Raw genomic sequence first — 26,700 nt, 5'->3', positions numbered from 1 at the left:
AAATTCTCATTGAACTGATGATGGGTTTGTTGGTAGAACATACACCAACGTTATGTATCCGATCTATTTTTCGTCTTCAGGATTTTTCTTACTGTACTTTAACGGTTAAAAACGGATTTAAATTGAGGGGTTCTCTTATGCCGACGATCATTATGGATTCATGCAGCTACACACGCCTGGGCTTGACCGATTATCTCACCAATAACGGGGTCAAAAAGAAACATATTAATGCCATCAACGATATTGAAGGCCTTCATGAGCGCTGTGAAAAATTAAATCCCAGCGTGGTCTTTATTAACGAAGACTGCTTTATTCACGAAGCCAACGCCAAAGAGAGAATTAAACGTATCATCATGCAGCACCCGGATACGCTATTCTTTATTTTCATGGCAATTACCAATATCCATTTCGAAGAGTATCTGTTCGTTCGCAAGAACGTGATCATCTCCTCCAAGGCCATCAAGCCGCAGACGCTCAACGAGCTGCTGAAGGGCTACCTGGAGAAGAACAGCCACGCCGCAGAGCGCCCGAAGCTTGATGTGACGCCGGTGACGCTGAGCCAGACCGAGTCCAACATGCTACGCATGTGGATGTCCGGCGAGGGTACCATCCAGATCTCCGATAAGATGCAAATCAAGGCAAAAACGGTTTCCTCCCACAAAGGAAATATTAAGCGCAAAATTAAAACTCATAATAAGCAGGTTATTTATCATGTGGTGCGCCTGACCGATACGCTGACCAGCGGCATTTATGTTAATTCCCGCTGAGTGATTGACGCTTTACCTATTTATCGCCAAAAGAGCTATTGTCATTTTTAATTGCTTCGGCAATTAAAAATGAGTGTGTATCCCAGTGACTTTTTTTGCGCGCTTACCCCACACGAAGTGATTCGTGTGGGGGTTTTTATCCCGCTCCACCCGTCAATGTGTTTACATGTTTCATCTTGACGACGCCTGCGCATTTCGCGTTGGCCTCACTGCATTTCATATAAAATTATCCATTCACACTTAATTTCACTCATTTTTAAGAACATTCCGAGCAGCAGCCGCAGAATTTTATACTAGCGCGCAAGCCGCGCCACGCCTGGGTTCATGCCCCTTTCTTATCAATGTTCGTGTGAAATTTGCCTGTTATTTAACCGATTAAAGTTATTGCCCGTGCTGCCGATAATGCTGTTCTGGGTTCTGCCTGAGCATAGCGCAAGGCCAGCCAGACGAGAGGAATAAGGGAGAAGGAAGGAAGAGTTGGCAGGCGGCTGGGGGCAGCGAGTGCCACCCCCACGGGGTCAATCCTGTGCTTTCGGCTCCACAAAGGTGCCATCCAGGCTGTCCACCTCATTGAAGAACCAGATGCCGGTGGGGTAATCCTCCAGCTTCACCAGATACATCACCCCTTCATTAAACTGCTCCACCGCCAGGATGACGCCCTCACGGCGTGGCCCCCCGTCGGTCTTCACTGTTACCACGTCATTGACTTTCATGGCCGCTCCTCGTTATCAGATGGCCCATTAAAGCTACCATAGCCTGCGCGTACTGTCTTTGACCTGCATCTTTTCAAAACTTTAACAGTTAGCGGCGAGAATCTTGCACCCGCTTTGCCCTAGACTACGTCTGTACTACCCCCCAAAGTAGTAGCTTTAAAAACGATGTAACAAGGAACTTTGCCCGCGCACAGCGGGCTTTTTTTTGCCCTTTTTCCGGGCGACAAAAACAAAAAAACCCGCCGAAGCGGGTTTTTTAACTGGTGCGGCGCCGCATAAGGCGGCACGGCAGTCAGCTTAGATAGCGGTAACGTTAGCCGCAGACGGACCTTTAGCACCGTTCTCGATGGAGAACTGTACGTTCTGGCCTTCAGCCAGGGTCTTGAAGCCGTTGCCTTGGATAGCGGAGAAGTGTACGAACACGTCTTTGCTGCCGTCAGCCGGAGTAATGAAACCGAAGCCTTTAGACTCGTTGAACCACTTAACCTGACCTTTCATCATAGTCATGATAAATTCCTTAAAAATAAAATGAGACGCCGAAGGCGAAATATAGCCGGCTTTCAGTCATTACTTATGAGGCACTCAGAAGGAAATTCGTCACAGAAGGGCTATCAACGATAACGCTTAGATTGAAACTACTTTACTCAGGATGTCGTGCATAAATAGGTCTGTTCCACAGGCCGAGACTCATTTACTCATAGCCGCCCCCTAATAGCAACCTTTTTTATGACGGGGCATGGCAACTGCTGCTATTCCCGGCACCTGCCACGGCGTGCCTGCCCCGCCAGATGCAGCAGGGGCGCGGCCCCAGCGGGTGTCGCGCCCCTTTTTCAGCCTGTTGGGTCTACCCTAAAATTTGTGATACCGCATGTCGCACATAGGCAGTGATCTGCGCCAGCTCCTCTGGCCCGGCGTGCTCGCCGCCCAATTGCCGCACCTGATCATCCAGCCGGGCGATGTCCTGCTCCACCTTATGCGCCATCTGCACCTTGACGATGGTATCCACCGAGCCAATCAGCGCCCGCAGCACTGCCTTGATGGCGAAGGTTTCGCAGAACGAGTCGTAAGTCCGGCCATTGACAGTGGGGGGAAGACGTTCCGGGCGGGGGGGTATCGCTTTCAGGTGCTCTGCTTGCTCAATCAGAAGATCGATATCTCTGAGTAACTGATCTAAATCTTTTGCCACTTTTTTCCCTTCGCCCACGAAAGCCACAGAGAATACCACCAGCTCCCGGACGGGAGAAGCCACCCCCGACCGGGATCACACTTTTTATTTCGCGCCGCAATCAAATCAGCGCCGCATGGCGTAACTCATTCTTCAGATAGGCGTAGTAGATCGGTGCGGCGATCACCCCCGGCAGCCCAAAGGCGGACTCAAACACCAGCATCGCCAGCAGAATCTCCCAGGAGCGGGCATTGATGCGGGTGCCGACTATGCGCGCGTTGAGGAAGTACTCGACCTTATGGATGATGATCAGGTAGCTGAGCACCAAAATCCCCACCCACAGCGAGAGGGAGAGGCCCACCAGAAAGATGAGGGCATTGGAGATGAGGTTGCCGATCACGGGGATCAGGCCACAGAGGAACGTTACCACCACCAGCGTCTTGGCCAGCGGCAGGTGGATGCCGAACAGCGGCAGCACGCCAAACAGGAACAGCGCCGAGAGCACGGTGTTAATCAGCGAGATCTTGAACTGGGCGAAGACGATATTGCGGAAGGCGCTCGCCAGCAGGCGCACGCGCTGGGTCAGCTCCGCCTTCAGCGGTGGCTGTGGCTGGGCGCCGTCATCGCGCTGTAGGGAGACAATGGCGCCCAGCACCATGCCAATCAGCATGGTGATGAAGGTGTGCGCCGCGTTCTTGCCGATGTTTTGCAGCATGGCCACGTGGGCGCGCAGCCAGAGCAGAAACTGGTGTTGCAGCTCCTCAATGTTGGAGGGCAAGTAGCGCGACATCACCGGCGACAGGCGTGACTGGGCATCCTCCAGCAGTACCGCCAGCTTGGCGCTGAAGGCCGCCATGTTCTGCACATCCTGCATCAGGAAGCTGATGATGCCGGCCACCGCGGCAATCAGGCCGCTCACCACCACCGTACTGATCAGCGCCACCACCAGCCAGCGGGCGCGGTCACCGCTGATCACCTTCTGGAAGTGCGGTGTCAGGGTGTTGACCAGCTCATACACCACAAAGCCTGCGATAAAGCAGCCGAGCAGGTGCAGCGGCAGCACCAGTATCAGCCCCCCCATCACCACAATCAGGCTCAGCCAGCGGACTTGGTTCAACGACATGATCTGCATTGCAAAATTCCTTATGCCCAAAGCAGCGCCCAGTGCGCCCGCTGCGCATCATAGCACTTCGCCGGGCCTGCGCGGCAGTGCCATCTACCGTGACGGAAGAGGTTCAGGCCGCTTGATGCGCAGCAGCGTCAGGCGGCCGCCAAAGACCGCGCCGGTATCCAGGTAGAGTTGGTTAAGGAATTTGAGTGGCCGCTTGAGGGGCGTATGGCCAAACAGGAACAGGTCGGCGCCGCCAATGCGCTCCCCCTCCCCCTCCAGCGCCCGGCTGACGCGATCGCGGCTCCAGACCAGCGCCTCGGCATCCACTGGCTGCTCATAGCGGTAGTGCGCCGCCGGATAGTCCGCGTGGGCGATGACCACGCGCTGCGGCAGGTGGGTCACCTCCATCACCAGCGGCAACTGCTCACAGCGGCGCAGCAGGCGCTCGGCCCGCAAACGCGCTTCGCCGCGCAGCCGGCTGAACCAGTCGCCGCCATTGCGTTGCCAGTGCTGCTCCATGCCGCTCAGCAGCGCGGTGAAGGCCATCTGCTCGTGGTTGCCCAGCACCATGCGGAACCAGGGGGCCTCCAGCAGCCCAAGGCAGGAGAGGCTCTGTGGCCCGCGATCGATGATGTCACCGACCGAGAGCAGCAGATCCTGTTCGGGGTCGAATTGGTAGGCTTGCAGTTGTTGGTGAAGCAGTTGGTAACAGCCGTGGATATCGCCGGCGACCAAAATTTGCCGGTATTGGCTGCCGTCGATGCGAAGGTACATAGCACGCCCCATGCAGAAAATATCCTGCAAGTATAGCGGCTCGGGAGAGAGGAGGAGCGCATCCGGCAAGGGGCCGGATGCGCCTGCGCGTCGTGAAACGAACGCATCCTAAGTCAAAAAATAAAAATGCGTGGTTAGGACATGCCCATTTATTTTTTAAATCAGTGGTGATTGCTGTGGCAGCGGGCACGCTTTAACTATGGCTGTGGTGGCGGCGACGGAATGACATCATCCGCGAGCGCACAATCAGCCGTTTTTTCTCTTTTTGGCCACGATGCATTTTAAATGCGTAAAAGGAGACAACCAGTAATAACAGTGCCAGGCAAGGCCAGACGATAGACATACAAAACCTCCGTAACAAGAGACGATTTAATCAGTAATCCTTATTATTGCTTTCCTGCGATTTGTCTTAGACCTTTCGACCATCACATAGCCACCCAGGCAGTGCAATCAGTGAAATGTAAAACCTCCTCAGATTTTACGACTTTTCACTTTATTTCCTGGCCGCGCGTCACGAGAAAAGTGAAATCCGAGAGAGTTAACTTTGCAACTGCATGATAAGTAATGGCTAAATTCAAAGTTCCTACGTTTGGCTTTTTTTCATGCCATTTGGCTCTTTTTTCCTAAATGAGCCGCTTCCCTTCCCTTTCTTCGGCTTTTTTTGGCAAATGCCTTCCACAAAACCGCTAAAAATTCGGAACAAAGAAGCATAAAACATCGACATGGCTAATAAATCACCCCGGAAATGACCGGTTTTGGCCCGGATGCAATCTTTATAAAGGCTGTCAACCCCCTTAGCGGCGTGGAATAAAAGTGAAATCCGCTTCAGAGATCGTTTGACTTGTCTATAGGCGGCGGATGAAAGCGCAAAAAGGGGCAAAAGCGCGGGAGCTGGTGCGGCGGACTGGTGCAAAATCCATCTAAGGAACTAAATAGTAACAAATTTCTGGACAGCTTTACTTTTGGCGCGTTTATTCACTGCTCGAAAGGATGTAACGTCAACTATTATTAACCTGAATACCGTGCAGTCAATTGGCCTTGCCATTAGCCGCGTCAACGTAATGCGGCGCTGCAACACCACTGGAGGTTTCTATGCAAAATGAAGAACAACGCCTGATTGACGGGCTGTTTGATCGTCTCAAACAGACCGAGTCCCAGACCGCGGCCCGCGACCGTGGCGCAGAGCAGCACATCCAACAGCGCCTGCGCGATCAGCCCGCCGCACCTTACTATATGGCGCAATCCATCATCATCCAGGAAGCGGCGCTGAAGCGGATGGATCAGCGGGTGCGTGACCTGGAAGCGCAGGTCACTGCGTTGCAGCAACAGGCAGCGGCCAAGCCCCAGCAGAGCGGCGGCTTCCTCTCCAGCCTGTTTGGCGGCGGCCAGCGCAATAACGCCGGTTCACAGCCGATCCCCGGCCAGAACAATTATCAGGCCGCGCAGCAAAATCAGGCTGCCTGGAACAACGCGCCCCAGCAGCAGCCCTATGGCCAGCCCTATGCGCAGCAGCAGGCCCCTTCACGCGCGGGCAGTTTTATTGGCGGCGCGCTGCAAACGGCGGCCGGTGTGGCAGGCGGGGTAATGCTGGCAGATATGCTGACGGGCATGTTCCATCACTCCCAGCCGGAAGAGATTGTGAACATCGTGAATGAAGAAGCGCCGCTGCCGGTCAATACCGCAGAAGACCAGCAGATGTTCCAGGATTTTGACCAATCCAATAACCTGGATACCTTCAACGGCAACGATGACCAGTTTGCCAGCAATGGCTTCCTTGATCAGCAGAACGATACGTTTGGCGGTGGCTTCGGCGACGACAGCTTCGGCAGCGACGACGACGACTCCTTCCTGTAACGTTGGTGGGTACCGGTCAGGCGACCGGTGCCCCCTGCTCCCGCTCCAGCCCACGCAGCTTTCTTTTATAGGCGTTCGCCTTGCGCCGCTTTGTCCAGGCCTTGACGGTCGCTACCGCACAAAATCCCCCAGAGAGCACCATCGCCCCAATGGGCTGGCCGTAGCAGGCCATCAGAATAAAGTAGGCACCTGAGACGGCGGCCAGCCAGGTCGCACTGTGGCTAATTTGGTGCTTCTCATGCGCCTGACGACGGAGATGTTCTTTTTCGCTAATGCCCATTTTTCTCTCCTTGGTTGGGTAACAGAAAAGGCCATATGGGGGCATCGCTTTATAATTTCAAGGAATAACGCGTTTTTTCTGCGCTATTTATTTCCCGGATCGATAAAAGGTGGGATACGCCGGCTCTCCCAGGCGGAGAGGATCGCGTCACGGATGCGATCCGCGCCGATAAAGCCCACCAGAATGCCGATGATGGGCATCCAGGCGGCATGTAGCCCACTGGAACGCATCGCGCCCACCACCGCCAGGGTGATCAGGACGCAGACAATGCCGCCGGTCAGCAGCCGGCTACCGCGCCGCCCCTCCGCCAGCCCTGACCAGCAGGAGACCACAAAGGCAGACAGGCCGGTAAAAAAGCCCAGTGGATGGGCCAGCAACCACTGGCCCAGCTGCCACAGGTGAAGCAGCCATTCGGGTTGTGAAGTCGACATAACGCCTCCAACGCTCTGGTGAATGTGCCCATGTCCGGCCATCGGCAAGCGCGCCACCCTGCGGCATGGCGCGCCGCACGGGTCAGATCGGGACAATTTTATAACCGTATTGGTTTAATAATTCTTCATAGGATTCCGGCGTAATGATCACCTGGTCATCCGTAAGCGGTAATACCCAGATAATCTCTTCGCCATCGGTATACAGTTCATACCGCCCCGCCACCGAGATATATTCACGTAAGTTGTCAAACGTCATAGCCGTCATTCCGATTAATTGTTCATCCCCTGCGGGGGCCTGTCCATTTAATCCTTGCGCGCGAATTATTATCTAATACCTGAATGGGCTATTCATCAAATTAGCCGCGCTGAAGTCGGGAGGGAAAGGGGCATTCCCCCGGTTTTTTATTACCCGCGCCATTCTGTTAGCCATAAAGAGCGGTGGCGCGGCGTACCTTCAGCCGTTAAATTTATGCGTGGTGTATGTCTGACACTTAAACAGGAATCATCCCTGCCGGCAGAATCACCGGCGGCTCCCCCACAGGGTGCCCTGTGCAAAAGATGAGCGGAGGTTAACCCTGCTGGCTCACCACTCTCACTGAGAAGCCTCACCAGCATCATAAAGTGGTGGTCTTTTCACCATAGCACAATAAGCCTTAGGCTTACAATAAATTCAGGTTCAAGCTTATTCATAAGCTTGAACCTTATGGATATACTCGATTGATGAAATCACTAAACCGCGCCGATCATGCCCTGGCCAACCGGCTGGATGAACTGATCAAAATGAAGGGTATCTCGAAAGCCGAGATGGCCAGGATAGCTGGCGTCAGCCCGCAGTCGGTTAACGGCTGGTACCGGCGTGGGCAGATTAGCAAGACGTCGGCCCTGCGGCTGGCGCAGGCGCTGGGCATTCCGCTGCCGTGGCTGCTGGGTGAGCAGGTGGAGCCGGTCTCCGGCCTCAGCCACCGTCAGCAACGGCTACTTGACCTGTTCGACCAGCTGCCAGATCTGGAGCAGGAGAACATGCTGGCGGTGTTTGAGCAGCGCCTTAAGGAGTTGGACGCCTTCACTGAGAGCTACCTGTTGCGCCGCAAACGTGATCTCTGAGCGGCATGAGGTGCTGACCATCAGGCTGTACGTTGACAGTTTATAAGCTTCAGGCTTATATTTGGTGTATCAGTCCCTGCCCGTCGGTACTGGGCCGACAGCGTGTGCGTTGCGGGAGGTTGCCATGTCGATATCATTGCAGCAAAGGGCGCGCCGGCCGCGGATCACGGCGGCTACCTATGTGGCGCTGGCCGCGGAGAATGCGGCCCTCAAACAGCGCGTGGCAGAAGCCAAAAAGCTCGCCAGTTGTGGGCGGGTGGTGTTTGCCATCCAGACCCTTGGCGGCGCGTTGCAAAACATTCCCCTGACCAATGCCGTGATTGCGGACATTGAGACGCAGGCCACCAGCAAAATCATCGCTTATTTGCGCCAGCAGGCGGAGCGCGCCAGGCAGAAAGGGTATTTGGCGCAGGCCAATGCGCTGAACCATGCGGCCGCCGTGACTGAGCAGTTTGCCAATGGGGTGATATCGCGAAAATAGTCTTGCAGAGGGGTTTAACAGACGGGCGAGAGGTTTATCACAGACAGGAAGGGCAGTAAGTGCTTGAATAGTGGCGGAGAGAGGGGGATTTGAACCCCCGGTAGAGTTACCCCTACTCCGGTTTTCGAGACCGGTCCGTTCAGCCGCTCCGGCATCTCTCCGTAATTGCGGTTGCCATCATGCCCTGTTTTGCGGCATTTTTACAGTCCTAACCTGCGCCAATCCGTCCGAATGAACACTTTGCGAGCAAGATGATGATTAAGTGGCCGTGGAAAGCTCTCTCCCCTCCCGCTACGCCGCCTGTGCCCTGGCAGGAGGCGCTCGCTATCCCTTTGCTGGCGCCGCTCAGCGTGCCGGAGCAGGCGCAACTGGTCACCCTGGCGCAGCAATTCCTGCGCCAAAAACGGCTGGTGCCATTGCAGGGGTTGGCGTTCACCCCGCTGATGGCTGGCCGTCTGGCATTGCTGTTCACCCTGCCGGTGCTGTCGCTGGGGGTGGAGTGGCTGGGCGGTTTCCATGAAGTGCTGATCTATCCCGAACCCTTTATGGTGGAGGAGAACTGGCAGGATGAGCATGGATTGGTGCACAGCGGCCCGATGGTGCACGCCGGGCAGAGCTGGGAGCAGGGGCCGATCGTGCTGAACTGGCTCGACGTGCAGGACTCCTTTGATCTCTCTGGCTATAACCTGGTGATCCATGAGACGGCGCATAAGCTTGATATGCGCAACGGCGGCGTGGCGAACGGTGTCCCTCCCCTGCCCCTGCGCGAGATTGCCGTCTGGGAACAACAACTGCACCTGGCGATGGAGAGCATCCAGGATGAGATCGACCAGGTAGGTGAAGAGGCCGCCAGCATGGATGCCTACGCCGCCACCGATGCCGCCGAATGTTTCGCGGTGCTCTCCGAATATTTCTTCAGTGCGCCAGAGTTGCTGGCCGAACGCTTCCCGGCACTTTACCGCCATTTTACTGCCTTCTACCGGCAGGATCCGCTACAGCGGTTGGCGTTGCGTGGCTAAACAGTTGCTTAGATGATGAGCGGTTGCACATTCAATGCAATTTAGCCGTTGACAGCATCCTGAGGGCTGGATATGATGCGCCCCGTTCACACGATTCCTCTGTAGTTCAGTCGGTAGAACGGCGGACTGTTAATCCGTATGTCACTGGTTCGAGTCCAGTCAGAGGAGCCAAATTCGAAAAGCCTGCTTTTAAAGCAGGCTTTTTTCGTTCCATGCCGCATATATTCCTTTGCGGCATGGAAACGCTTATTTTCTCCGCACTCTGGATTTATTAGAATAAATTTGCCAGCTGCGTCTCTCCTCTTCTATTGCCAATTTTCGTTCTTTTACCAGCATGGCGTGCCGGATAAAAGAGAACAGGCTTAATAGTGACAGTAACACCGCTAATACTATCCATCCATTCTGGGACATTGCGTTATTTCCGCTATCAATCATCATTAAATAGAGCGCGGGCTATAATAGCCTTATGAGATGCAGGTGCTTTGCGTCAGGGCAATAAAAGGGTGGGTAGTGGCCTTGAGATGGACAGGATCAGGGAGGTCATCGGCGAGAAAAAGCGCACCCTGCTCAAGAAGAGAGCAAACGCACCGCGAACGACGATTCGGCTTTGACAAGGCAGGGGGGCATCGTTATTATGCACCCCGTTCACACGATTCCTCTGTAGTTCAGTCGGTAGAACGGCGGACTGTTAATCCGTATGTCACTGGTTCGAGTCCAGTCAGAGGAGCCAAATTTAGAAAAGCCCGCCTAGCGCGGGCTTTTTGCTTTATGCCAGCGACGAGCTGGCGGCGTGACGGTGACTCCGCCGCGTTGGCGCGGATACTTCCACAGCCAGCGGCCGCTGACCAGCCGCCAGTAGAAGCAGATGCCCCGTACCGCCCAGTCGCACACCATACCCAACCATACCCCCAGCACGCCCATTCCCAGCATGATGCCCAGCGTATAACCGGCCACAATGCGGCAGCCCCACATGCCCAGCAACGATACCCACATGGCGAAACGGGCGTCACGCGCCCCTTTCAGGCCAGCAGGCAGCACCCAGGAGGCGGCCCAGATAGGCATAAACAGGGCGTTGAGCCAGATAAGCTCCTTCACCACCTGTTTGACCTCTTCGTCATGGGTATAGAAGGAGGCCAGCACGCCAGCCAGCGGCGCGGTAACCCAGGCAATCATCGTCAGCCCGATGGTGGAGAGCCAGAAGACGTGGCGCAGCTGGCGCTCCGCCTGACCAATCTGCCCCTTGCCCAGCCGCTTGCCGACAATGATGGTGGACGCCGATCCGAGGGCGTTGCCCGGCAGGTTAATCAGCGAAGCGATGGAGAAGGCGATAAAGTTGCCGGCAATCACGCTGGTGCCCATGCCGGCAACGAACATCTGCGTCAACAGCTTGCCGCCGTTGAACAGCACTGACTCGATGCTGGCCGGGATGCCGATCGCCAGCACCTCCCACAGGATATTGAGCTTGAGCGGCGTAAAATAGCTACGCAGCGGGATATGCAACGCCGGGTTAAAGCCGATCATCAGCACATAGAGAATGCCGATCGCGCCAATATAGCGTGAGATGGTCAGCCCCAGCCCGGCACCGATAAAGCCCAGCCCTTCCCAATTGAACAGGCCATAGATCAGCACGCTACTGATCATGATGTTAAGGATGTTCATGCCGCCATTGATCAGCAGCGGAATTTTGGTATTGCCCGCCCCACGCAGCGCCCCACTGCCAATCAGCGCGATGGCGGCGGCCGGGTAGCTCCAGACGGTCGTCTGTAGATAGGAGAGCGCCATCGCCTTCACTTCGGGGGTGGCGTCGCCGGCGATCACATCGACAATGCGCTCGCCCTCAATATGGATGCCAATCGCCAGCAGCAGCGCGACAAGGGTCATCAGCACCAGCGACTGCCGGGCCGCCGCCCGCGCCCGCTTGCGGTCACGCTTGCCGAGGCTAAAAGCCACCACCACCGTGGTGCCGAGATCGACCGCTGCGAGGAAGGAGATCACCACCATGTTGAAGCTGTCTGCCAGCCCCACCCCGGCCATCGCCTCCTTGCCAAGCCAACTGACCAGAAAGGTGCTTAGCACCCCCATCAGCAGCACACAGGTATTTTCCAGGAAGATAGGGATTGCCAGCGGCGTGATCTCACGCCAGAACAGCACCCGATAGCTCTTTCGATTTACGTACCAATGCGTATTCATTACGCGTTGGCGCAATACAGCGTATACGTTCAATGTTGGCCTGCGAGGGAGAGTGAAACCACATTTCAAATAATGAGTTACTCGCGACAGTTCTGCCACCCTTTTTTTGAGGGCACCGGCAGGAAGCGCCATTTTGGCAAAGGTAGCTGGCCGTATCCGTTACCTCAGCCCTGCCGTGTAGGGATTACGTGGAATGACCCGTGGAGCGGGCCAAGCTGCAGGTTGCCGTTGGGCGTAGGAGGTGTAGTGGTGACGATAGGCGCTTTTATCGCATCAACCCTGGCCAGTTGGCGCATCCATGCGGTGCCCTCAACCGGCCGGGACGTTTTTTTATGTCACGGCGTCGCGTCTCACGGCCGTCACGGTCAGTTCCACCTGGAGCTGCCCGCCCAGATCAACGCCCAGACAGGCACGCTGGGGCCAGTGCTCGGGGTTGTCGCCAATCCACTGGTTCCACACGCTGTCCACCTGCGCCTTGTCTGCCATGTTGGCCAGAAACAGGTGAACGGACAGGATGTGGCCCTTGTCTGAGCCGAGCCGCCGTAGTGTGTTTTCCAGCGCTTCCAGCGCCGCCCGCATCTGGCCGGGGCCATCCAACGTGAGATCCGGGGAGGTCGCGACCGCCCAGACCAGATCTTTCCAGGCAGCCGCGCGGCTGCGGCCCGCCTGTCCACCGCCAAGCCTTTCAATCAACATGGCTCTCTCCTTCAAGGGGCGGCCGGGCCGCCCGGGGGATCAGACTGGCGCGCTGGCCTCTTCCGCCGCTAATGCAGCCTGAACCGCAGGGCGCGTTTTGATGCGGGCGATAAAGGCCGCCAGCGCAGGCCACTGCTGGACATCAATATTGAAGACCGGCAACCATTGCAGCACGGTAAACAGGTAGGCATCGGCCACACTGAATTCGCCCGGCATCAAATAGTCCTGCTCAGCCAGACGCTCAGCCAGGTAGTCCAGTCGGGTGAACAGCTTGCGGCGGAACAGGGATTGCACCTCCTCCGGCAGTTCGCTGTTGAACAGCGGTGCGGAGCCGCCGTGGATCTCGGTGGTGATAAAGTTCAGCATCTCCTGCAACCGTACCCGCTCCCAGCTCCCCGCGGCCGGGGCCAACCCGCCGGCGGGCACCAAATCGGCCAGATATTGCAGGATGGCCGGGCCTTCGGTCAGCACCTCGCCATTGTCCAGCACCAGTGCCGCGACATACCCTTTCGGGTTGATGGTGCGGAAGTCCTGCCCATCGGCAGTACGCTTGGTTTTGTTATTGATGCGAATCAGTTCAAAAGGCAGGTTTAACTCACGCAAGATGATGTGCGGGGAGAGTGAACATGCCATCGGGGCGAAATAGAGTTTCATGAAATATCCTGTCGTGGTGAAACGCCCGGCCACCGGAAATAGGCAGGGCTGGTTATAAGAGGTGATAGTGGCGAGGGCAGTACGCCCTGTAAAATTACAATTTGAGGAAGGAGGCATGAGGAAAACTTATGCCCCTTCCAAGAACATTTGGTGACGTCATGCCGCCTTAGCCCCGGTGCTGGCCACCTGTTTATCCAGCCAGCGAAGCAGCGCCTGCGCCGCCACCTGATTTGGCCCCTGCCCGGCACTTACCAACCCAAACTCGCGGTAAATAGGTTGCGCCAGATTCAGGATGCGCACGCCATGCAGGTCGTCTGGCAGGGTCGATTCTGGGACAATCGAAACGCCCATGCCCTCCTTGACCAGCGCATGGGCGGATGACCAGTCACGCACCGTGATTCGGATATCCGATAGCGTGACCCCCGCCCGCTCGGCCAAGGTCTGCCCATGCAGATAGCACCCGCCGGTAGCCAGGATAAAGGGCTGGCAGGCCACCTCAGCCAGCTCAACGGGGCTGTAAGCGGGTCGGCGGGCCAGCGGATGGTTGAGGGGCACCGTCACTACCCAGCGATCCCGGCCAAGCATCACCGCGTTCCGCTCTGGTGCCGGGTTCATCACCACGCCAAGATCGATGCTGCCAGCCGTAAGCCACTGCTCGATCTCCTCGTCGGTGCCCTCCAGCGTGACCACCTCCATGCCAGGGTGCAGACGGCGGAAGCCCTTAAGGTAGGCGGGCATGACACCAGACAGTACGGTCGGGAAACTGGCCAGCCGGATCCGCCCGAGATGGCAGCCACGAGAGGCATTCACCAGCGTCTGGATAGACGTCAACTCTGCCAGCATCCGCTGCGCGCGCTCAATCACCTGATGGCCGATGGCTGTCAGAGTAGTGCTGCGCTTCTCACGCACAAAAATCTTCACTCCCAGCATCTCTTCCACCTGGCTGATGGCCTGGCTTGCCCCTGATTGGGTGATGCCATACGCCTCAGCGGCACGGGTAATGTTGCCAGTTTCCGCGACCGCCACCACCAGACGCCAATGCAGTAAATTCATCATAATCAGTAGCTCCTCTTATTGCGGATAAGTAAATTTCTAATTTTTGTTGTGGCGCTGATTGCCCCATGCTCATGGCTGTTTTCCCTGTCAGGAGTCACCCATGACCATCTCCGGCGTCCCGGCCCCCCTCGCCTCGCCGCGCCCTGTTTTGCTGGCCGTCAGCCTTTGCTCTTTTATGACAGCGTTTGATACCACCGCCCTGAACGTTACCCTGCCGGCGATTGGCCATGCCTTCAGCCTGGGGCTGGCTGGCCTGCAGTGGGTGGCCGGAGCCTACACGCTGATGTTTGCTGGCCTGCTGCTATCGGCCGGCGCACTCAGTGACCGCTTTGGTGCCCGTCGGCTGTTTATCGTGGCGCTGCTGCTGTTTATCCTCTCCTCCGTCGCCTGTGGGCTGGCGGCCAACAGCGGCCAACTGATTGCGTTCCGTGCCCTGCAAGGCATGGGCGCGGCCCTGATGCTCCCCAGCTCCATGGCTTTGCTGACCCACGCCTACCCAGACCGCACGGCACGCAGCCGGGCCGTGGCGCTGTGGGGCGGCATTTCCGCGCTGGCGCTGGTGGCCGGGCCGCTGCTGGGCGGCGCATTCACGGAGGCGCTGGGCTGGCGCGCCATCTTCTTTTTGAATGTGCCGCTGTGCGCCATCGCGCTGGGTGGCTGCCTCCTGTGTCACGGCCCAGACGCCCAGCCGCACCGAAGGCTGGATTGGCCGGGGCAACTGCTCTCTTTTCTGGCCCTGCTCTCACTGACCTTTGTCTTGATTGAAGGCGCGACCCTGGGCTGGGCCTCGCCAATGTCACTCGGGCTGCTGGCGATGGGGCTGCTGCTAGGCACCCTGTTCCTGAAAACGCAGCGCCGGCCAGCCGGGGCGATGTTGCCACTGACCCTCTTCTCATCCCGGGCCTTTACGGCCACGGTTGCCGCTGGCTTCCTACAGACCCTGGGGTACTACGGCAGCCTGTTTCTCCTGCCGATGCTGCTCCAGGCCAGGGGCGATGCCCCCCTGACGATTGGCTGGCATATGTTGCCCATGACCCTGGTCACCGGCCTGCTGGCGACCTTCTCCGGCCGCCTGAGCACCCGTTATGGCGCGCGCCGGGTCGGGATGACCGGAATGCTGGGCGGTGCGCTTGGGGCGCTACTCCTGCTCTCGGGACTCACGCCTGACATGCTGGTCATTGGTGGCGTCTTGCTGGGGATGGCTGGCGCAACGCTGCCGGTCATTGTGACCGCCTGTCTGGCCAGCGTGCCCGTTGAGCGGGTCGGGATTGGCTCCGGGGTTCTTAACGCCGCCCGCCAGTGCGGCGGCCTGGCGGGCATCGCGCTCTTGGGCGCGCTACTGCAAATGCCACACCACGCCCCGCTGGCCCTGATTTGCGTCGCGCTGGCCTTTGCCCTCGCCGCCGCCCTGATGCAGTGCCGCTTACAGGATGCCCGCCAGCCCTCACTCAGCGGGCGCTGACCCACCCTCTTGCGGCTCGAAGACGCTTATCTCTGGCACCGGGCCGCTAAAACCATACTCCTGCCATCGCGCGGCCACTTGCTCATACACCGATTTGCGCAGCAGGGTACGGGCCGGGAAATCATGCAAGTTGCGGTAGTCCTTGCAGGCATTGATCAGCGCCTTTGAGCCAAAGAAGCGTTTCTCCGGCGGGTTTTGCGCCGGATCGAGGGGGGAGCCGCGGGTATTGCGCAAAATATCGATGTCATCCGCCGGGGTAGCGCGGGTCGCCATCGCCCACAGCACCTGATTCATGTCAGTGGGATCCACATCGTGGTCGACCGCGACAATCCATTTGGTGATATAGGCACCGCCCGGCACCTGCGCCGCCAGCGCCAACGCCTGTGCTGCATGACCGGCATACTTCTGCTCAATGCTGATGACCACCATGCCAAACGCCCCGGCCGCCGCAGGCGGGCAGTAGACGCCACAGATCCCCTGAATGCCCAGCTTATCCAGGTCGTTCCAAATCTTGGCCGAACGGATAGTAGAGAAGAAGGCGCTCTGCTCATTGGAAGGAAAATCGGCCATCAGGGCATTGGTCAGGATGGGCTGGTGACGGTAGTGCAGCGCCGTGACCTCAATCAGCGGGCAGTTCAGATCCTTGTAACCGTAATAGCCGGTGAATTCGCCGAACGGCCCCTCTTCACGGGTGGCGTGCGGATGGATGACCCCTTCGATCACCACCTCGGCGCGCGCCGGGATCAACAGGTCAGAGCAGGTGGCACGTACCACCTCAATGGGCTGTCCCTTGATGCCGCCGGCAAAGTCATACTCGGAGACGCCGGGCGGCAGCGACTGCGAACCCGCCACCATTAGCAGGGGATCAATGCCCCAGGCGGCCGCCACGTGCAGGGACTCACCGCGCGCCCATGCCTGATGGATATGCCGCAGGGCATCTTTTCCCGGTGCCAGTGAGAGGCCGACGTGGCGCTCATCCTGGATCATCATGCGGTAAGTGCCGATATTGATGGCACCGGTCTGGGGGTCACGGGTAAAGACCGCATCCGCAGTGCCTGCATACTGGCCGCCATCGCGCGGCCAGTGCCGGGGGATTGGCAGGGCAAGCAGATCAATCTGGTCGCCGGTCAGGGTGTTTTGGTAGATTGGCGCGCCCTCTTGCGGCACCGTATGGGGGGCGATGCCCTGCTTGAGCTTCTCTTTGGTCTGGCGAATCAGTGCCAGCGCTGGCAAGGAGGGAGAAGCCTCCAGCGTAATGGCGGTGCGCGCCACGCTTGGGCCAAACAGGTTCCAGAGGTGGCGGAACCCCAGCGGCGAGGAGGCCGAGTCAAACAGCACCGCCGGTGAGGCTGGCTGGCGCGCCGCCAGATAGGTAATGGCGCTCATCTCCTCAATCGGATCTACTGGCAGGGTGACGCGTTGCAACTCGCCAATCTGTTCGGCACGTGCCAGCCAATCACGCAGGTCGGCGGTCGGTTCTTGAAAGTGGGTCATGATCATCTCTCATTAATAGGCGGCGGGCTTTCCTGCCCGCCGCACATCATTTAACGCCCATCCAGGGAGTATTTGCCCGGCCCCAGCAAGCAGAGGAACAGGAAGCCGCCGGAAATGCTGACGTTTTTAAAGAAGTGCACAAACAGCGCATGGTGGGCGGCCGGATCCACGGCATGCCAGAAGGCGTGGCCGATGATGCCCGTGCCGATGGTGTACACCACAAAGATCGCGGCAATCGGGCGCGTCCAGAAACCCAGCAACAGCGCAATGCCGCCGAAGAACTCCACCAGCGTCGCCACAATCGAGGTGACCTGCGGAATGGGCGCATCGACGGATCGCAGATAGCTCACAAAACTGCTGTGGTCAGTGACATAGGTAAATCCAAAGTAGCCGTAGAGAATCAAAATCATGATTCTGGCCACCAGGATCAACGCGTCGCGCTGGCCTTCGAAGAGGTTGTAACGTAAGTACATAGGATCTCCATAAACAGGTCAGAACGGCGGGCCAGGCCCGCCGCCCGGTCAATGTGCGGCGAGTGCCAGCGCGCTCGGGTTAACGGCATTGGCCGGATCACCGCCCCCATCCAGCACCTCAAGGGCGTTGCGCGCCGCCATCATGCCCATGCGCTCCACGGCCTCCGCGGAGACGCCTGACAGGTGGGGTGAGCAGATCACATTCGGCAGCGACAGCAACGGGTTCTGCTGCGTCGGCGGCTCTGGCAGGAAGACATCCAGCGCCGCGCCAGCCAGATGCTTCTCCACCAGCAACAGGAAGAGCGCCCCCTCATCAACGATGCCACCCCGTGCCGTATTCACCAGAAATGCGCCGCGCTTCATGCGGCCAAGGCGCTGCGCATCCATCATGCCGATCGTTTCCGGCGTTTTTGGGCAGTGCAGCGTCACGTAGTCCGCCTCTGGCAGGGCTTCATCCAGTGAGGTGACGCGGGTGACACCCGCCAGCCAGCGGGCCTCGTCCAGATAGGGATCGTAGGCGCTCACGTCCATTCCCAGCGCCATGGCGAGTTGGGCCACGCGTGAACCGATACGCCCCAGCCCCACAATCAGCAGGCGGCGCCCCTCAATCTCTGTCGGCAAGTAGTCGTAGCGCTCCTGCCAGCGTCCCTGCTTGACCAGACTGTCCAGCTCACCCGCCCGCTTCGCCAGGCCAAGGATGAAGCCCAGCGTGTGCTCGGCAACGGCCCGGTGGTTGGCGTTGGCGCAGACCATCACCGGCACACCGGCCTCGGTCAGGCAGGGGATGTCCACCGCGTCAAATCCCACGCCAATCCGCGACACCACCCGCAACCCCCTGGCCGCGTCCAGTTCGGCCGCACCAAACGGCGTTACCCCGAGGATCACGCCATCGACGTAGTCAAATTGATTGAACAACTGGCGGAAGGCTTCTGGGGTAATGGTGTTATGGAACTCCACACACTCCACATCCTGGCGCGAGTTCAGCATCCTTTTGCCGCCACTACCCAGAATGTGGGCCAGTAAAATCCGTTTTTTCCGGCTCATGCAAATTGCTCCTGTAAGGCACCGGTGCTCACGGTGTCGCCAAAGAAGGGGCCATCATTCACGCCAATGCGGTACATCAGGCGATCGGCGTCAGGGGGCAGCGCGGTGGCGCAGTGCCACACGGAGCGGTTATCCCAGATCAGCATGTCATTGGCCTCCCAGCGGTAAGCAAACAGGGTCTGGGTGGCCAGCACCCATGCGGTGATCTGCGCCAACAGGTCACGCCCCTCCTCCCCTTTATAGCCATTGATCTCCAACGTATAACCAGGATTGAGGTAGAGGCTTGAGGCCCCCGTGCGCGGGTGCACGGCCACCGTGGGGTGCGTGCTGGCCGGCACGCTCTGCGCCAGACGCTGGAAGATCTCCTGAATTGACTCCCCCAAATCCTCTGCCTTGACCTTATAAGTCCAGCGCACATCATGCTGGGCGGTACGCCCCTCAATGGCGGCGCGCAGGTCAGCTGGCAACTCCGCCAGCGCCACTTCCATGTCGATGAAGAGCGTATCACCCGCCGCCGCGGGCACCCGCTGCGCATGGAGAAACGTGAGCGGGAGCGGCGACGGCAGATAGGAGGAGTCGCTGTGCCACATGTTGCCCAGTTTGCGCGCGCCAACGCCGCCGCCACTGTTGCGGTTATCGAGCACCAGTACATTTGGGTAGTCGGGATCGTGGTAGTTCTTCAGCTTGAACTTCTCCAGCTCACCAAAACGGGCCGCAAATTGCTGGTAGCTGTCACGATCTAGGGGTTGGTTTTTAATCGCCACCACTTTGCGGCGATAGATCAGGTCGCGCAGTTGCGCGATATCGTCATCCGTGGCGGTACGGATATCGAACTCCGTTACCGCCGTGACAAAGGTCGAGGAGAGGTGAGTGACCTTCATTTCACTTCCTCACCATCGATCGGCAGGGTAAGGCTGGCAGGTGCGGCGGCAGGGGCCTCCGCTGCGACCTTATTGTCACCGTTGCGTAACACCAGACTGAGATCCAGAATGTCAGCCGGGTTGTGGGCGGCGGTGATAGCCATGCGCAGAGCAGCCTGACCACGCGGCACGGTGGGGAAGAAGACTACCGAGGCGTAGTGCCCCTGGCGTAACAGTGACTCACCCTTGGCCAGCGCTTCCATCTCATCACCGATGCGCACGATGCGGATAGGCAGTTCACTGCCCTTGGTCTCGGTGGGGATCAGGCTGTCAAACAGGTGCATGTTGTTGTTCAGCGCACGCTGCAATTTGTGCAGTTCTGGCGTGCGGTGGATCTCTGCTGACGCCAACGCCGCGCCGACCGCAGCCATGTTTGGCGCACAAGAGAAGCCGTAGGTCGGGGCATAGCGGCGGATGGCATGTTCAATCTTGCGGCTGCCCAGCATCAGCAGGCCACCCGCCGCGCCATAGCCCTTGCCCAGCGAGGCGGCAACGATGGTGCGATCGTCCAGACCGTCCAGTTGCGAACGCACAAAGCCCTCGCCATGTTTGCCCACCACCGAGATGCCATGTGCATCATCCAGATAGACGAAGAGGCCATACTTCTCTTGCAGAGCGCGTAATTGGCGCACCGGGGCCGCGCCGCCCATGGAGTAGGCCCCGTCCCCGATATAGGCTACCTGGCGGCCGGATTGGCAGAGACGTTCCAGATGATCAAGGTCGTTGTGGTCAATCACCATAACCTCGGTCTCTTCACGCAGAACGGGGATATGGTACTGCAACGTGACGTGTGCAAAGCGGTCAAAGGCAATCAGGGGCTTTTCGCCGTTGGTGAACAGGCCCGCCGCCAGTAGCGGCAGCGCGCCCATGTTGGCGGCGGCTACTGTCGGGAAGACCACGACGCTTTCGACATCAAACAGCGAAGCCAGCGTACTCTCCAGTCGTACCAGCGGCTCTGCGGAGAGGCGGGTGCGGGCCACCGAGAAGTGGACTGAGGCGATCTCATCCATTGAGGCCTGGGCGGCAGCCAGCACGCTGGGGTGACTATCGAGGTTGAGGTAGCCGCAGCGGGTATAGTCAATAACCTCCTGGCCGGTGGTGGCAATCTCAATGCGGCGGTTATCCCGCACGCGGCAAGAGACGCCCATCAACCCATTATCATAGGCCCGGTCGAAGTGGGGACGGCTCACCTCAGCCATTTTTGAGGCATTGCGTGCCTTTGGACGAATCCCCTCATTTTGGACACCTACCTGCGCTTCGTTTTGCTTGCTCATAATAAATCCATCCTCAAATGTTAAAATAAGTTATTCTGATTGTTAAAAGCGCAGCTATATTCCAAGTAAAGGAAAACCGTTGCAAAGGACATATTGCGTGGTAAGGTATGACAAAATGTCATGTCAGTTATTCTTTTGTTAAGCGTAAGTAATATGCCAGTTAAGATGCCATCGTTTAAGGGATTGAAAGCGTTTGAGTCCGCTGCGCGTCATATGAGCTTTACCAAAGCAGCCGAGGAACTCAATGTCACACAAACTGCAATTAGCCACCAAATCAGGAGGTTAGAAGAAGAATTAGGGATTAAGTTATTTCTCCGCCAGAAGAATGCTCTGAGCCTTACCACTGAAGGGCATATTTATTTCCCCCGCATTTGCGCAATATTCAATGAATTCCGCCACTCCACCGAAATACTTTTAGAAAGCTGTAATAAAAGCACCCTAACTATTAGCACCCTCGTTTCTTTTGCGTCGAAATGGCTGTTGCCAAGATTGGCTTCGTTCCACGAAAACCACCCAAATATCGATATTCAGGTAAAGGCATCTACCGATCTGGTGGATCTGCGTTGGGGCGAGATTGACGCTGCCATTCGTTATGGCCGCGGCGATTGGCCGGGGGTACATGCCCACTGGTTGATGTCTGACGAAATCTTTCCGGTGTGCAGCCCAGCGCTATTGAAGGGCGCGCGGCCACTCAAGCGCTATGAGGATTTGCAGCAGCATACGTTGTTGCAGGTGAGTGGATTGACCAGCAATGACTGGAACCTCTGGCTGGAAGCCGCAGGGCTGCCCTGCGCGCTGGCCAATGGCTCGCGGTTGACCTTTGATCTGGCGATGATGGCAATACAGACCACCATTGATGGCCATGGGATCTGCATTGGGCGTACGACCTATGTTGAGGATGACCTGCGTGCCGGCCGGCTGGTGCGACCTTTTGATCTCAGCCTGCCAACCGAACAGGGGTTCTATCTGGTCACGCCGCTGGCAACGGCCAGCAGTCCTAAAATCGCGGCGCTGCGCAACTGGCTGGACAGCACCATCCGCCACTCCCGGTCGCTTCCCTAGGCTTCTCAGGCCACGGCAGCCATGCGGGCACTGGGTGCGCCCTCGCCCATCAGCGACAGCAGGATCTTTTTCACCGCCTCGGCGGCGGGCGTCAGCGGCCGGTTGTCCGCCAGGCAGAGCGACAGCGGCACCTGGATGCCGGGGCCGCTGATGCGTGACATCCACGCCTTGGCCGGGCCGACCATCGCCCGCGCCGCTGACTCCGGCAGGATAGTGGCCCCGAGGCCGCTGGCGACGGCGGCCGTCAGGGTCGGCGCGGACTCAATCTCACCAATCACCTTGGCCTGCAAGCGGCGTAGCGCCAGCGCCTCATCCACCAGCTTGCGCATCACATGGTAACTGCGTGGCAGGAACAGGCTCTGCTTCGCCACCTCCGCCAGCTCGATAAACGCACCGGGATTGGGCACCGCCGTGCTGCCTACCAGATAGAGATCCTCATGGGCCAGCGGCGTGTAGCGCAGGCCAGCCGGGGCCTTGTTGCCGTAGAGCACCGCCAGATCCATGCGGCCACTGGTCATCGCCTCGCCCAATGCCGCGCCGGCGTTCTCACTTAGATAGAGCACAATGCCGGGGTGTTGGTCACGCACCGCCTGCAACAGCGGCAACGCCAGTTCAGAGGCGGCCGAGCCGGTCGCCAGACCCACGGCCACCTGCCCGCTTAGCGCCTGCCCGGCACTGTAGACCGCATGTTGCGCCTGCTCGCACTGGCGCAGAATAGTCTGCGCATGGCCATACAGGATATTGCCCGCCTCGGTAGGCGTTACGCCACGCTTGGTGCGGATCAACAACTGTTGGTGCAGTTCTCCCTCCAGGGTCGCCAACTGCTGGCTCAGGGCAGGCTGGGCGATATGCAGGATCTCTGCGGCCTGGGTCAGACTGCCGATATCGACGATTTTCACGAAATATTTTAACCGTCTTAAGTTCATCGCTGCCTCCAAATGCGTCAGGAAAGGGAAAACCTGTAGGAGTACAGCAAGAAGCAGGCCAACTGCCCCATAATGGGCGGGGATTATCTGCTAATTATCGGGAAACTAACGGGAATCCTTGGCTGGTAACGTCGCGGGCCGTGAATCAGTACGTGTTCAGCCGGAGCTAACTGGGGCAGGCGCTGCACCAACATAATGCAAACTTATGACCCCTCCCGCACTGTCATAAGCCGATTAAATGCCCAAACCGGCCAACCCGACAGCAAATTGGTGAAGGTTAAGGCAAACAGTTCACCAAGGGCGTGTCAGGCTTTGACAAGCCTAATCGGGGCCGTTATTATGCGCCCCGTTCACACGATTCCTCTGTAGTTCAGTCGGTAGAACGGCGGACTGTTAATCCGTATGTCACTGGTTCGAGTCCAGTCAGAGGAGCCACATTTTAGTTTCGGGACATCCCAGCGAGTCCGGAGACGTTAAAAATAAGACGTTATTTTTACCCGGCAGCCCTTTAAAGGCCTGCCGGGTTTTTTACATCCAGCATTTTTGGGGCTTAGCGTTATTTGCAAAAATAGCCTCCCCACCCATTCCATTTACTGATACCGCCGTCCGAAATATTAAGCCCATCAATAACTCCTTCACGCGTCCAGACAGCGCGGAATTATCGCTGATAAGCAAACCCCACGGCCAAAAACTCTGGTACATAAACTACCGCTTTGATAGCAAATAGAAAAACTGGCCTTTGGCTTCTATCCGGCTATCTCCTTTTTAAGGCGCGGCAGCAACCTTGAGAGGCAGATAAAGGAAGCAGGCCAATAAATAACATCCTATTTTGCTTTAATCAGGGAGAGAGGGAGAATATCGCCCACGGCAACGCCGAAGAATTACTTAACTATTAATCAAAGCGAAGGACATGCATGAAAACCGGATATTTGCACCACACGCTGATGGCCCTTCTCCTCGCCACATCGCTGCTGCCCGCTGCTGCGTCGGCGACCCGGACGCTCATCTACAGCGATCATGAGCCGCTGGGGGGAATGCGTACCCGTTTTATCAATGACGTATTGTTTCCGGCTATTGAAGCGGCGCGATTGACGGCATGATGCTGAACGTCGATAGCGGTTACGATCTGAAAGCCTATCAGTTTGCCCCCAACGTGCTGATTGCCAAAGAGCTGTGGCTAGGACACCTTTATATTCTGGCGATAAACGAAAAAATCTGGGACACCCTCTCCCCGGAGGATCAGGCGGCGATCCAGCGCGCAGCGCAAACGGCCTATCACTCCTTGGGCGCAGTGATGGACAACAGCTTTACCACCCAAATAGACGATTTGCGTAAAGTCGGTGCCACGGTGCGCATTCTGGACTCGCAGGAAGTGGCGCAATGGCAAACCACCAGCCACTATCAGGCCGCGCAGGCGAAGTGGGTAAAAGAACAGGAAGCGCAAGGCATCAAGGAGGCAGGAGCGGTAATGAAGCAGGTGAATGCCCTGATGGATGACACCCTGCGGCAGACCGCACACTAAGACAAGCCGCCAGCGCCAACTGTAGAAAAGCCCGTACAGGCAACTGTACGGGCTTTTTGCTGCGTATTTTTTACCACGGTTTTATTATGATAAATAGCCAGCAGCGTTATTATCCTGTGATTTTATTTAACCCTTCACTTTAATTAACGCCCCATTCCACTGCTCAGCAGAATAAATTTGTGAAGCTTCGCACAGCGTAAAATATTTTTTCAATAAGCGACGCTGCACTATTTTCAGGCAAATGAATGCTGCCGCGCTGCCACAGGCATAATCCATAAAAAGACTTATAAATCAGTAAATAAAAACGTTTAACACTATTCCTGATAAAAGCAGTGGACGAGATAAATTCCATCACTTATTACTATGGACGGTGGCCACCAAAATCATTGTTATTTATCCCGCTAAATTAACCATGAGGTATTAATAATGGACAGTTGCAAAGATATTGCCACACTGCGCACTATTGAGCCGTGGGAAGATGGCCAGATGATGCAGGTCACTAGTTATTATCCTGACTGGGCGGAAAAAAGCGATCGGCCGAGTGGCGGTGGCACCTTTGTGGCCCTGTTGCATGACACCACCACGCCGGATGATGGCGGAGAATATATTGTCACCAAGGGGGGCAAGCGCTGGCGCCGCATGGCGGAGCAGTTATTGCCGGTGCACTTTGGCTGCGTCCCCGGCGGCAACGAGGATTGCACGGTGCAGATGCGCCACTATCTGGCCGCCTCCGCCAGCAAGACGGTGCTTTTCCAGCATGGGCCGTGGCGCGTCAGCGGCACCCTCGACTTTACGCTGATCAAACGCGTGATGTCCGACGACTCCGGCCGCTTCAAGGTCAACCCCAAGAATTTCGACGGCGACTATGTCATCACCATGGGCGATCCCACCGATACCCCCAACGCCGGGCGCAGCAGCCGAATGGTGATCGACGGCGATCTGGTGCTCGATGCCGACAACCGCGATACCGAGCTGAACGGCGTCTACATCAAGGGGCAGTGGTTCGTTGGCGGTCATATCCGCGTCAGCGGCTTTAACGGCACCGGCATCAATATGGATTCGGTCTGGGACTCCACCTTCGAGCGGGTAAGCGTTGAGCGCTGCGGCAATATCAAAAAGTGGGCGCTGGAGCTTGGCTCCTCCGGCGATACCTTCAACGCCACCCACATCTCCTCCATCCAGTGTGAGCAGGCTTACCATCGCGGCATTTTCATCAACAACAACGTCCGCAATGTCTATGACAACATCCACGCCGAGCGGTTGATCGTGCTGACGGAGGATGACGGCACTACCGGACTGGCCTCCGGGCTGAAATACACCAACCACAACATCATCATCGGCAACAGCACCATCAATCAGGTGTTTATGGACTCGGATCTGAAGGACTCCACCACCGGCCAAAGCCCCGGCGTGACTACTACCCTGTCAGTGAATATCGGCACTGACCGGGCGGAGATCAGGAACGTCAACGCTGCTGGCGCCATTTGCAGCACCAGCTATGGCTCCAAGTCAGTGTTCTCCAGTTGCCGCTTCAATGCCTGGACCATCTCCGCGCCCGCCGCCAACATCACACTGGTTGAGCCAGAAATTACCAACAAACTGATGCTGGAAAACAACATCACCGTCATTAACCCGACGGCCGGGCAGATTGATTTCCGCTACAACGCGCAACACGTGAAGATCATCAAAGGTGAGATCAAGGATCTCAGCCTCACCAGTAACATACTGGGCAGCCTGACCTTCTATGACACCAAATTCACCGGCACCATCAGCGGCACCCGCAGCCCAGGGGCGGGCTACACGCCAGTGACCTTCAACAACTGCAACGTCACCGGCACCTTTGCCGGTGCCTATCAGGCACAGGCGATCTTCAACGGCGGTTACATCGCCAAGGCGGTGCTCGCCTCCGCGGCCTCCGTGCAGTTCTATAACGTCACCTTTGACAGCTTCAGTTGCTCCGGCAACATCAGCTTCACTACCCGCGGCTGTACCGCCAAGACCGCGAGCGGCTGGAAAACGCCCAACCACACCTATCCGGTCTATCCGGCCGGGACTATGACGGAGCGGCTGGGCAAGCCGGCGGCGAAGGATGGCATTATCTATATCAATGCCGATGGCACCCCCACCGGCTGGAAAGTGCTGGCGGCCATGCCCGCCTGACGCCCCTACCCGGCGCCTTTCTGGCGCCGGTCTTTTTTCCCGCAAAGTGTGAGCCACCTCACCCCGCG

Annotated in this window: 30 protein-coding genes and 4 tRNA genes; 13 read left to right on the top strand and 21 right to left on the bottom strand. The window is 57.6% G+C overall.

Translation table 11 applies throughout. The annotated features are described in order from the left end of the window. The first annotated feature begins 137 nt into the window (after nucleotides 1-137). On the top strand, nucleotides 138-767 hold the full coding sequence (rcsA, locus tag C1N62_RS05850; protein ID WP_137762739.1) for a transcriptional regulator RcsA: 630 nt from the start codon (nucleotides 138-140) through the stop codon (nucleotides 765-767). Between the two features lie 518 nt (nucleotides 768-1,285). On the opposite strand, the gene dsrB is transcribed toward rcsA, so the two are convergent. The 7 genes from dsrB to C1N62_RS05820 form a co-directional block, all read right to left on the bottom strand. Next, nucleotides 1,286-1,480: a protein DsrB gene (dsrB, locus tag C1N62_RS05845; protein ID WP_137762738.1), complete on the bottom strand. Its 195-nt coding sequence runs from the start codon at nucleotides 1,478-1,480 to the stop codon at nucleotides 1,286-1,288. Nucleotides 1,481-1,777: 297 nt separating this feature from the next. Continuing rightward, nucleotides 1,778-1,987, bottom strand: coding sequence for a transcription antiterminator/RNA stability regulator CspE (cspE, locus tag C1N62_RS05840; RefSeq protein ID WP_168195817.1), 210 nt, complete (start codon nucleotides 1,985-1,987; stop codon nucleotides 1,778-1,780). A 337-nt stretch (nucleotides 1,988-2,324) separates the two neighbouring features. After that, nucleotides 2,325-2,666 carry a hypothetical protein gene (locus C1N62_RS05835; protein ID WP_137762736.1) on the bottom strand — a complete coding sequence of 114 codons (342 nt, stop codon included), beginning with the start codon at nucleotides 2,664-2,666 and terminating at the stop codon, nucleotides 2,325-2,327. A 100-nt stretch (nucleotides 2,667-2,766) separates the two neighbouring features. Beyond that, complete coding sequence (locus C1N62_RS05830; protein ID WP_137762735.1) at nucleotides 2,767-3,777, bottom strand: AI-2E family transporter; 1,011 nt, start codon at nucleotides 3,775-3,777, stop codon at nucleotides 2,767-2,769. A gap of 84 nt (nucleotides 3,778-3,861) precedes the next feature. Beyond that, complete coding sequence (locus C1N62_RS05825; RefSeq protein WP_137762734.1) at nucleotides 3,862-4,530, bottom strand: metallophosphoesterase; 669 nt, start codon at nucleotides 4,528-4,530, stop codon at nucleotides 3,862-3,864. A gap of 193 nt (nucleotides 4,531-4,723) precedes the next feature. Beyond that, a complete protein-coding gene (locus tag C1N62_RS23140) occupies nucleotides 4,724-4,873 on the bottom strand; it encodes a hypothetical protein (RefSeq protein WP_168195816.1) in 150 nt (49 codons plus the stop codon). Between the two features lie 240 nt (nucleotides 4,874-5,113). Then, nucleotides 5,114-5,443 (bottom strand): hypothetical protein, encoded by a 330-nt coding sequence (locus tag C1N62_RS05820; protein WP_137762733.1) that lies wholly within the window; start codon nucleotides 5,441-5,443, stop codon nucleotides 5,114-5,116. Nucleotides 5,444-5,622: 179 nt separating this feature from the next. On the opposite strand from C1N62_RS05820, the gene C1N62_RS05815 reads away from it, so the two are divergent. Further along, nucleotides 5,623-6,384, top strand: coding sequence for a DUF2076 domain-containing protein (locus C1N62_RS05815; RefSeq protein ID WP_137762732.1), 762 nt, complete (start codon nucleotides 5,623-5,625; stop codon nucleotides 6,382-6,384). A 16-nt stretch (nucleotides 6,385-6,400) separates the two neighbouring features. On the opposite strand, the gene C1N62_RS05810 is transcribed toward C1N62_RS05815, so the two are convergent. The 3 genes from C1N62_RS05810 to C1N62_RS23135 form a co-directional block, all read right to left on the bottom strand. Next, nucleotides 6,401-6,664 carry an ABC transporter ATP-binding protein gene (locus C1N62_RS05810; protein ID WP_137762731.1) on the bottom strand — a complete coding sequence of 88 codons (264 nt, stop codon included), beginning with the start codon at nucleotides 6,662-6,664 and terminating at the stop codon, nucleotides 6,401-6,403. Between the two features lie 83 nt (nucleotides 6,665-6,747). Further along, nucleotides 6,748-7,095, bottom strand: coding sequence for a phage holin family protein (locus tag C1N62_RS05805; RefSeq protein WP_168195815.1), 348 nt, complete (start codon nucleotides 7,093-7,095; stop codon nucleotides 6,748-6,750). 82 nt (nucleotides 7,096-7,177) lie between these two features. After that, nucleotides 7,178-7,351 carry a hypothetical protein gene (locus C1N62_RS23135; protein WP_168195814.1) on the bottom strand — a complete coding sequence of 58 codons (174 nt, stop codon included), beginning with the start codon at nucleotides 7,349-7,351 and terminating at the stop codon, nucleotides 7,178-7,180. 464 nt (nucleotides 7,352-7,815) lie between these two features. On the opposite strand from C1N62_RS23135, the gene C1N62_RS05800 reads away from it, so the two are divergent. Then, nucleotides 7,816-8,199, top strand: coding sequence for a helix-turn-helix domain-containing protein (locus C1N62_RS05800; protein WP_137762729.1), 384 nt, complete (start codon nucleotides 7,816-7,818; stop codon nucleotides 8,197-8,199). 124 nt (nucleotides 8,200-8,323) lie between these two features. Continuing rightward, nucleotides 8,324-8,680: a hypothetical protein gene (locus C1N62_RS05795; protein WP_137762728.1), complete on the top strand. Its 357-nt coding sequence runs from the start codon at nucleotides 8,324-8,326 to the stop codon at nucleotides 8,678-8,680. 71 nt (nucleotides 8,681-8,751) lie between these two features. Here the strand turns inward: C1N62_RS05795 and C1N62_RS05790 are convergent. Next, a tRNA-Ser gene (locus C1N62_RS05790) sits at nucleotides 8,752-8,841 on the bottom strand. Between the two features lie 93 nt (nucleotides 8,842-8,934). On the opposite strand from C1N62_RS05790, the gene mtfA reads away from it, so the two are divergent. From mtfA to C1N62_RS05775, 3 genes are all read left to right on the top strand, one after another. Continuing rightward, the gene (gene mtfA / locus C1N62_RS05785; RefSeq protein ID WP_137764917.1) at nucleotides 8,935-9,699 is read left to right on the top strand and encodes a DgsA anti-repressor MtfA; all 765 of its coding nucleotides are present in this window, start codon (nucleotides 8,935-8,937) and stop codon (nucleotides 9,697-9,699) included. A 95-nt stretch (nucleotides 9,700-9,794) separates the two neighbouring features. After that, nucleotides 9,795-9,870, top strand: a tRNA-Asn gene (locus tag C1N62_RS05780). A 483-nt stretch (nucleotides 9,871-10,353) separates the two neighbouring features. Next, nucleotides 10,354-10,429, top strand: a tRNA-Asn gene (locus C1N62_RS05775). A 17-nt stretch (nucleotides 10,430-10,446) separates the two neighbouring features. On the opposite strand, the gene C1N62_RS05770 is transcribed toward C1N62_RS05775, so the two are convergent. The 4 genes from C1N62_RS05770 to C1N62_RS05755 all read right to left on the bottom strand — a co-directional run bounded on the left by C1N62_RS05770 (nucleotide 10,447) and on the right by C1N62_RS05755 (nucleotide 14,295). Continuing rightward, nucleotides 10,447-11,922, bottom strand: coding sequence for an EmmdR/YeeO family multidrug/toxin efflux MATE transporter (locus tag C1N62_RS05770; RefSeq protein ID WP_305036963.1), 1,476 nt, complete (start codon nucleotides 11,920-11,922; stop codon nucleotides 10,447-10,449). A gap of 297 nt (nucleotides 11,923-12,219) precedes the next feature. Then, entirely contained in the window at nucleotides 12,220-12,585 is a 366-nt protein-coding gene (locus C1N62_RS05765; RefSeq protein WP_206057766.1) for a Rid family hydrolase, read from the bottom strand. A 39-nt stretch (nucleotides 12,586-12,624) separates the two neighbouring features. Beyond that, a complete protein-coding gene (gene gstA, locus C1N62_RS05760) occupies nucleotides 12,625-13,239 on the bottom strand; it encodes a glutathione transferase GstA (RefSeq protein WP_137762726.1) in 615 nt (204 codons plus the stop codon). A 156-nt stretch (nucleotides 13,240-13,395) separates the two neighbouring features. Continuing rightward, nucleotides 13,396-14,295 carry a LysR family transcriptional regulator gene (locus tag C1N62_RS05755; protein WP_137762725.1) on the bottom strand — a complete coding sequence of 300 codons (900 nt, stop codon included), beginning with the start codon at nucleotides 14,293-14,295 and terminating at the stop codon, nucleotides 13,396-13,398. A 100-nt stretch (nucleotides 14,296-14,395) separates the two neighbouring features. Here C1N62_RS05755 and C1N62_RS05750 point away from each other — a divergent pair, with 100 nt between their 5' ends. Next, nucleotides 14,396-15,757: an MFS transporter gene (locus C1N62_RS05750; RefSeq protein ID WP_137762724.1), complete on the top strand. Its 1,362-nt coding sequence runs from the start codon at nucleotides 14,396-14,398 to the stop codon at nucleotides 15,755-15,757. On the opposite strand, the gene C1N62_RS05745 is transcribed toward C1N62_RS05750, so the two are convergent. From C1N62_RS05745 to C1N62_RS05725, 5 genes are read right to left on the bottom strand one after another with little or no spacing between them, the layout of a single operon-like run. Then, on the bottom strand, nucleotides 15,740-17,251 hold the full coding sequence (locus C1N62_RS05745) for a UbiD family decarboxylase (RefSeq protein ID WP_206057765.1): 1,512 nt from the start codon (nucleotides 17,249-17,251) through the stop codon (nucleotides 15,740-15,742). The two genes, C1N62_RS05750 and C1N62_RS05745, sit on opposite strands and share 18 nt — an antisense overlap. Before the next feature lie 50 nt (nucleotides 17,252-17,301). Continuing rightward, nucleotides 17,302-17,724 (bottom strand): DoxX family protein, encoded by a 423-nt coding sequence (locus C1N62_RS05740; protein ID WP_137762722.1) that lies wholly within the window; start codon nucleotides 17,722-17,724, stop codon nucleotides 17,302-17,304. Nucleotides 17,725-17,772: 48 nt separating this feature from the next. Continuing rightward, nucleotides 17,773-18,768, bottom strand: coding sequence for a hydroxyacid dehydrogenase (locus C1N62_RS05735; protein ID WP_137762721.1), 996 nt, complete (start codon nucleotides 18,766-18,768; stop codon nucleotides 17,773-17,775). Then, nucleotides 18,765-19,649 (bottom strand): TauD/TfdA family dioxygenase, encoded by an 885-nt coding sequence (locus C1N62_RS05730; RefSeq protein ID WP_137762720.1) that lies wholly within the window; start codon nucleotides 19,647-19,649, stop codon nucleotides 18,765-18,767. Before C1N62_RS05730 ends, C1N62_RS05735 begins: the two co-directional genes overlap by 4 nt. Next, a complete protein-coding gene (locus C1N62_RS05725; RefSeq protein WP_137762719.1) occupies nucleotides 19,646-20,962 on the bottom strand; it encodes an aminotransferase class I/II-fold pyridoxal phosphate-dependent enzyme in 1,317 nt (438 codons plus the stop codon). Before C1N62_RS05725 ends, C1N62_RS05730 begins: the two co-directional genes overlap by 4 nt. 120 nt (nucleotides 20,963-21,082) lie before the next feature. Between C1N62_RS05725 and C1N62_RS05720 the strand changes: the two genes are divergently transcribed. Continuing rightward, complete coding sequence (locus tag C1N62_RS05720) at nucleotides 21,083-22,024, top strand: transcriptional regulator GcvA (protein ID WP_206057764.1); 942 nt, start codon at nucleotides 21,083-21,085, stop codon at nucleotides 22,022-22,024. Between the two features lie 5 nt (nucleotides 22,025-22,029). Here C1N62_RS05720 and nac read toward each other — a convergent pair whose 3' ends face one another. Continuing rightward, nucleotides 22,030-22,950 carry a nitrogen assimilation transcriptional regulator NAC gene (gene nac, locus C1N62_RS05715; RefSeq protein WP_137762718.1) on the bottom strand — a complete coding sequence of 307 codons (921 nt, stop codon included), beginning with the start codon at nucleotides 22,948-22,950 and terminating at the stop codon, nucleotides 22,030-22,032. 359 nt (nucleotides 22,951-23,309) lie between these two features. On the opposite strand from nac, the gene C1N62_RS05710 reads away from it, so the two are divergent. The 4 genes from C1N62_RS05710 (at nucleotide 23,310) to C1N62_RS05700 (ending at nucleotide 26,632) form a co-directional block, all read left to right on the top strand. Further along, nucleotides 23,310-23,385, top strand: a tRNA-Asn gene (locus tag C1N62_RS05710). Between the two features lie 479 nt (nucleotides 23,386-23,864). After that, nucleotides 23,865-24,050 (top strand): hypothetical protein, encoded by a 186-nt coding sequence (locus tag C1N62_RS23320; RefSeq protein ID WP_240775732.1) that lies wholly within the window; start codon nucleotides 23,865-23,867, stop codon nucleotides 24,048-24,050. After that, nucleotides 24,047-24,472 (top strand): hypothetical protein, encoded by a 426-nt coding sequence (locus tag C1N62_RS05705; protein WP_240775731.1) that lies wholly within the window; start codon nucleotides 24,047-24,049, stop codon nucleotides 24,470-24,472. The genes C1N62_RS23320 and C1N62_RS05705 overlap by 4 nt, the downstream gene beginning before the upstream one ends. 426 nt (nucleotides 24,473-24,898) lie before the next feature. Further along, nucleotides 24,899-26,632 (top strand): hypothetical protein, encoded by a 1,734-nt coding sequence (locus C1N62_RS05700; RefSeq protein ID WP_137762717.1) that lies wholly within the window; start codon nucleotides 24,899-24,901, stop codon nucleotides 26,630-26,632. The last annotated feature ends 68 nt before the right edge of the window (nucleotides 26,633-26,700 follow it).

It is taken from the genome of Nissabacter sp. SGAir0207 (genome assembly GCF_005491205.1).
Taxonomy (GTDB): domain Bacteria; phylum Pseudomonadota; class Gammaproteobacteria; order Enterobacterales; family Enterobacteriaceae; genus Chimaeribacter.
Note: the sequence above shows the minus strand (reverse complement) of the source record. Positions and strands in the feature narration are given on the sequence as shown.

Coding starts and splice junctions, on each gene's coding strand:
- rcsA (WP_137762739.1), top strand. CDS start 138: ATGCCGACGATCATTATGGATTCATGCAGCTACACACGCCTGGGCTTG.
- dsrB (WP_137762738.1), bottom strand. CDS start 1,480: ATGAAAGTCAATGACGTGGTAACAGTGAAGACCGACGGGGGGCCACGC.
- cspE (WP_168195817.1), bottom strand. CDS start 1,987: ATGACTATGATGAAAGGTCAGGTTAAGTGGTTCAACGAGTCTAAAGGC.
- C1N62_RS05830 (WP_137762735.1), bottom strand. CDS start 3,777: ATGCAGATCATGTCGTTGAACCAAGTCCGCTGGCTGAGCCTGATTGTG.
- C1N62_RS05825 (WP_137762734.1), bottom strand. CDS start 4,530: ATGTACCTTCGCATCGACGGCAGCCAATACCGGCAAATTTTGGTCGCC.
- C1N62_RS23140 (WP_168195816.1), bottom strand. CDS start 4,873: ATGTCTATCGTCTGGCCTTGCCTGGCACTGTTATTACTGGTTGTCTCC.
- C1N62_RS05815 (WP_137762732.1), top strand. CDS start 5,623: ATGCAAAATGAAGAACAACGCCTGATTGACGGGCTGTTTGATCGTCTC.
- C1N62_RS05810 (WP_137762731.1), bottom strand. CDS start 6,664: ATGGGCATTAGCGAAAAAGAACATCTCCGTCGTCAGGCGCATGAGAAG.
- C1N62_RS05805 (WP_168195815.1), bottom strand. CDS start 7,095: ATGTCGACTTCACAACCCGAATGGCTGCTTCACCTGTGGCAGCTGGGC.
- C1N62_RS23135 (WP_168195814.1), bottom strand. CDS start 7,351: ATGACGTTTGACAACTTACGTGAATATATCTCGGTGGCGGGGCGGTAT.
- C1N62_RS05800 (WP_137762729.1), top strand. CDS start 7,816: ATGAAATCACTAAACCGCGCCGATCATGCCCTGGCCAACCGGCTGGAT.
- C1N62_RS05795 (WP_137762728.1), top strand. CDS start 8,324: ATGTCGATATCATTGCAGCAAAGGGCGCGCCGGCCGCGGATCACGGCG.
- mtfA (WP_137764917.1), top strand. CDS start 8,935: ATGATTAAGTGGCCGTGGAAAGCTCTCTCCCCTCCCGCTACGCCGCCT.
- C1N62_RS05765 (WP_206057766.1), bottom strand. CDS start 12,585: ATGTTGATTGAAAGGCTTGGCGGTGGACAGGCGGGCCGCAGCCGCGCG.
- gstA (WP_137762726.1), bottom strand. CDS start 13,239: ATGAAACTCTATTTCGCCCCGATGGCATGTTCACTCTCCCCGCACATC.
- C1N62_RS05755 (WP_137762725.1), bottom strand. CDS start 14,295: ATGATGAATTTACTGCATTGGCGTCTGGTGGTGGCGGTCGCGGAAACT.
- C1N62_RS05750 (WP_137762724.1), top strand. CDS start 14,396: ATGACCATCTCCGGCGTCCCGGCCCCCCTCGCCTCGCCGCGCCCTGTT.
- C1N62_RS05745 (WP_206057765.1), bottom strand. CDS start 17,251: ATGACCCACTTTCAAGAACCGACCGCCGACCTGCGTGATTGGCTGGCA.
- C1N62_RS05740 (WP_137762722.1), bottom strand. CDS start 17,724: ATGTACTTACGTTACAACCTCTTCGAAGGCCAGCGCGACGCGTTGATC.
- C1N62_RS05735 (WP_137762721.1), bottom strand. CDS start 18,768: ATGAGCCGGAAAAAACGGATTTTACTGGCCCACATTCTGGGTAGTGGC.
- C1N62_RS05730 (WP_137762720.1), bottom strand. CDS start 19,649: ATGAAGGTCACTCACCTCTCCTCGACCTTTGTCACGGCGGTAACGGAG.
- C1N62_RS05725 (WP_137762719.1), bottom strand. CDS start 20,962: ATGAGCAAGCAAAACGAAGCGCAGGTAGGTGTCCAAAATGAGGGGATT.
- C1N62_RS05720 (WP_206057764.1), top strand. CDS start 21,083: ATGTCAGTTATTCTTTTGTTAAGCGTAAGTAATATGCCAGTTAAGATG.
- nac (WP_137762718.1), bottom strand. CDS start 22,950: ATGAACTTAAGACGGTTAAAATATTTCGTGAAAATCGTCGATATCGGC.
- C1N62_RS23320 (WP_240775732.1), top strand. CDS start 23,865: ATGAAAACCGGATATTTGCACCACACGCTGATGGCCCTTCTCCTCGCC.
- C1N62_RS05705 (WP_240775731.1), top strand. CDS start 24,047: ATGATGCTGAACGTCGATAGCGGTTACGATCTGAAAGCCTATCAGTTT.
- C1N62_RS05700 (WP_137762717.1), top strand. CDS start 24,899: ATGGACAGTTGCAAAGATATTGCCACACTGCGCACTATTGAGCCGTGG.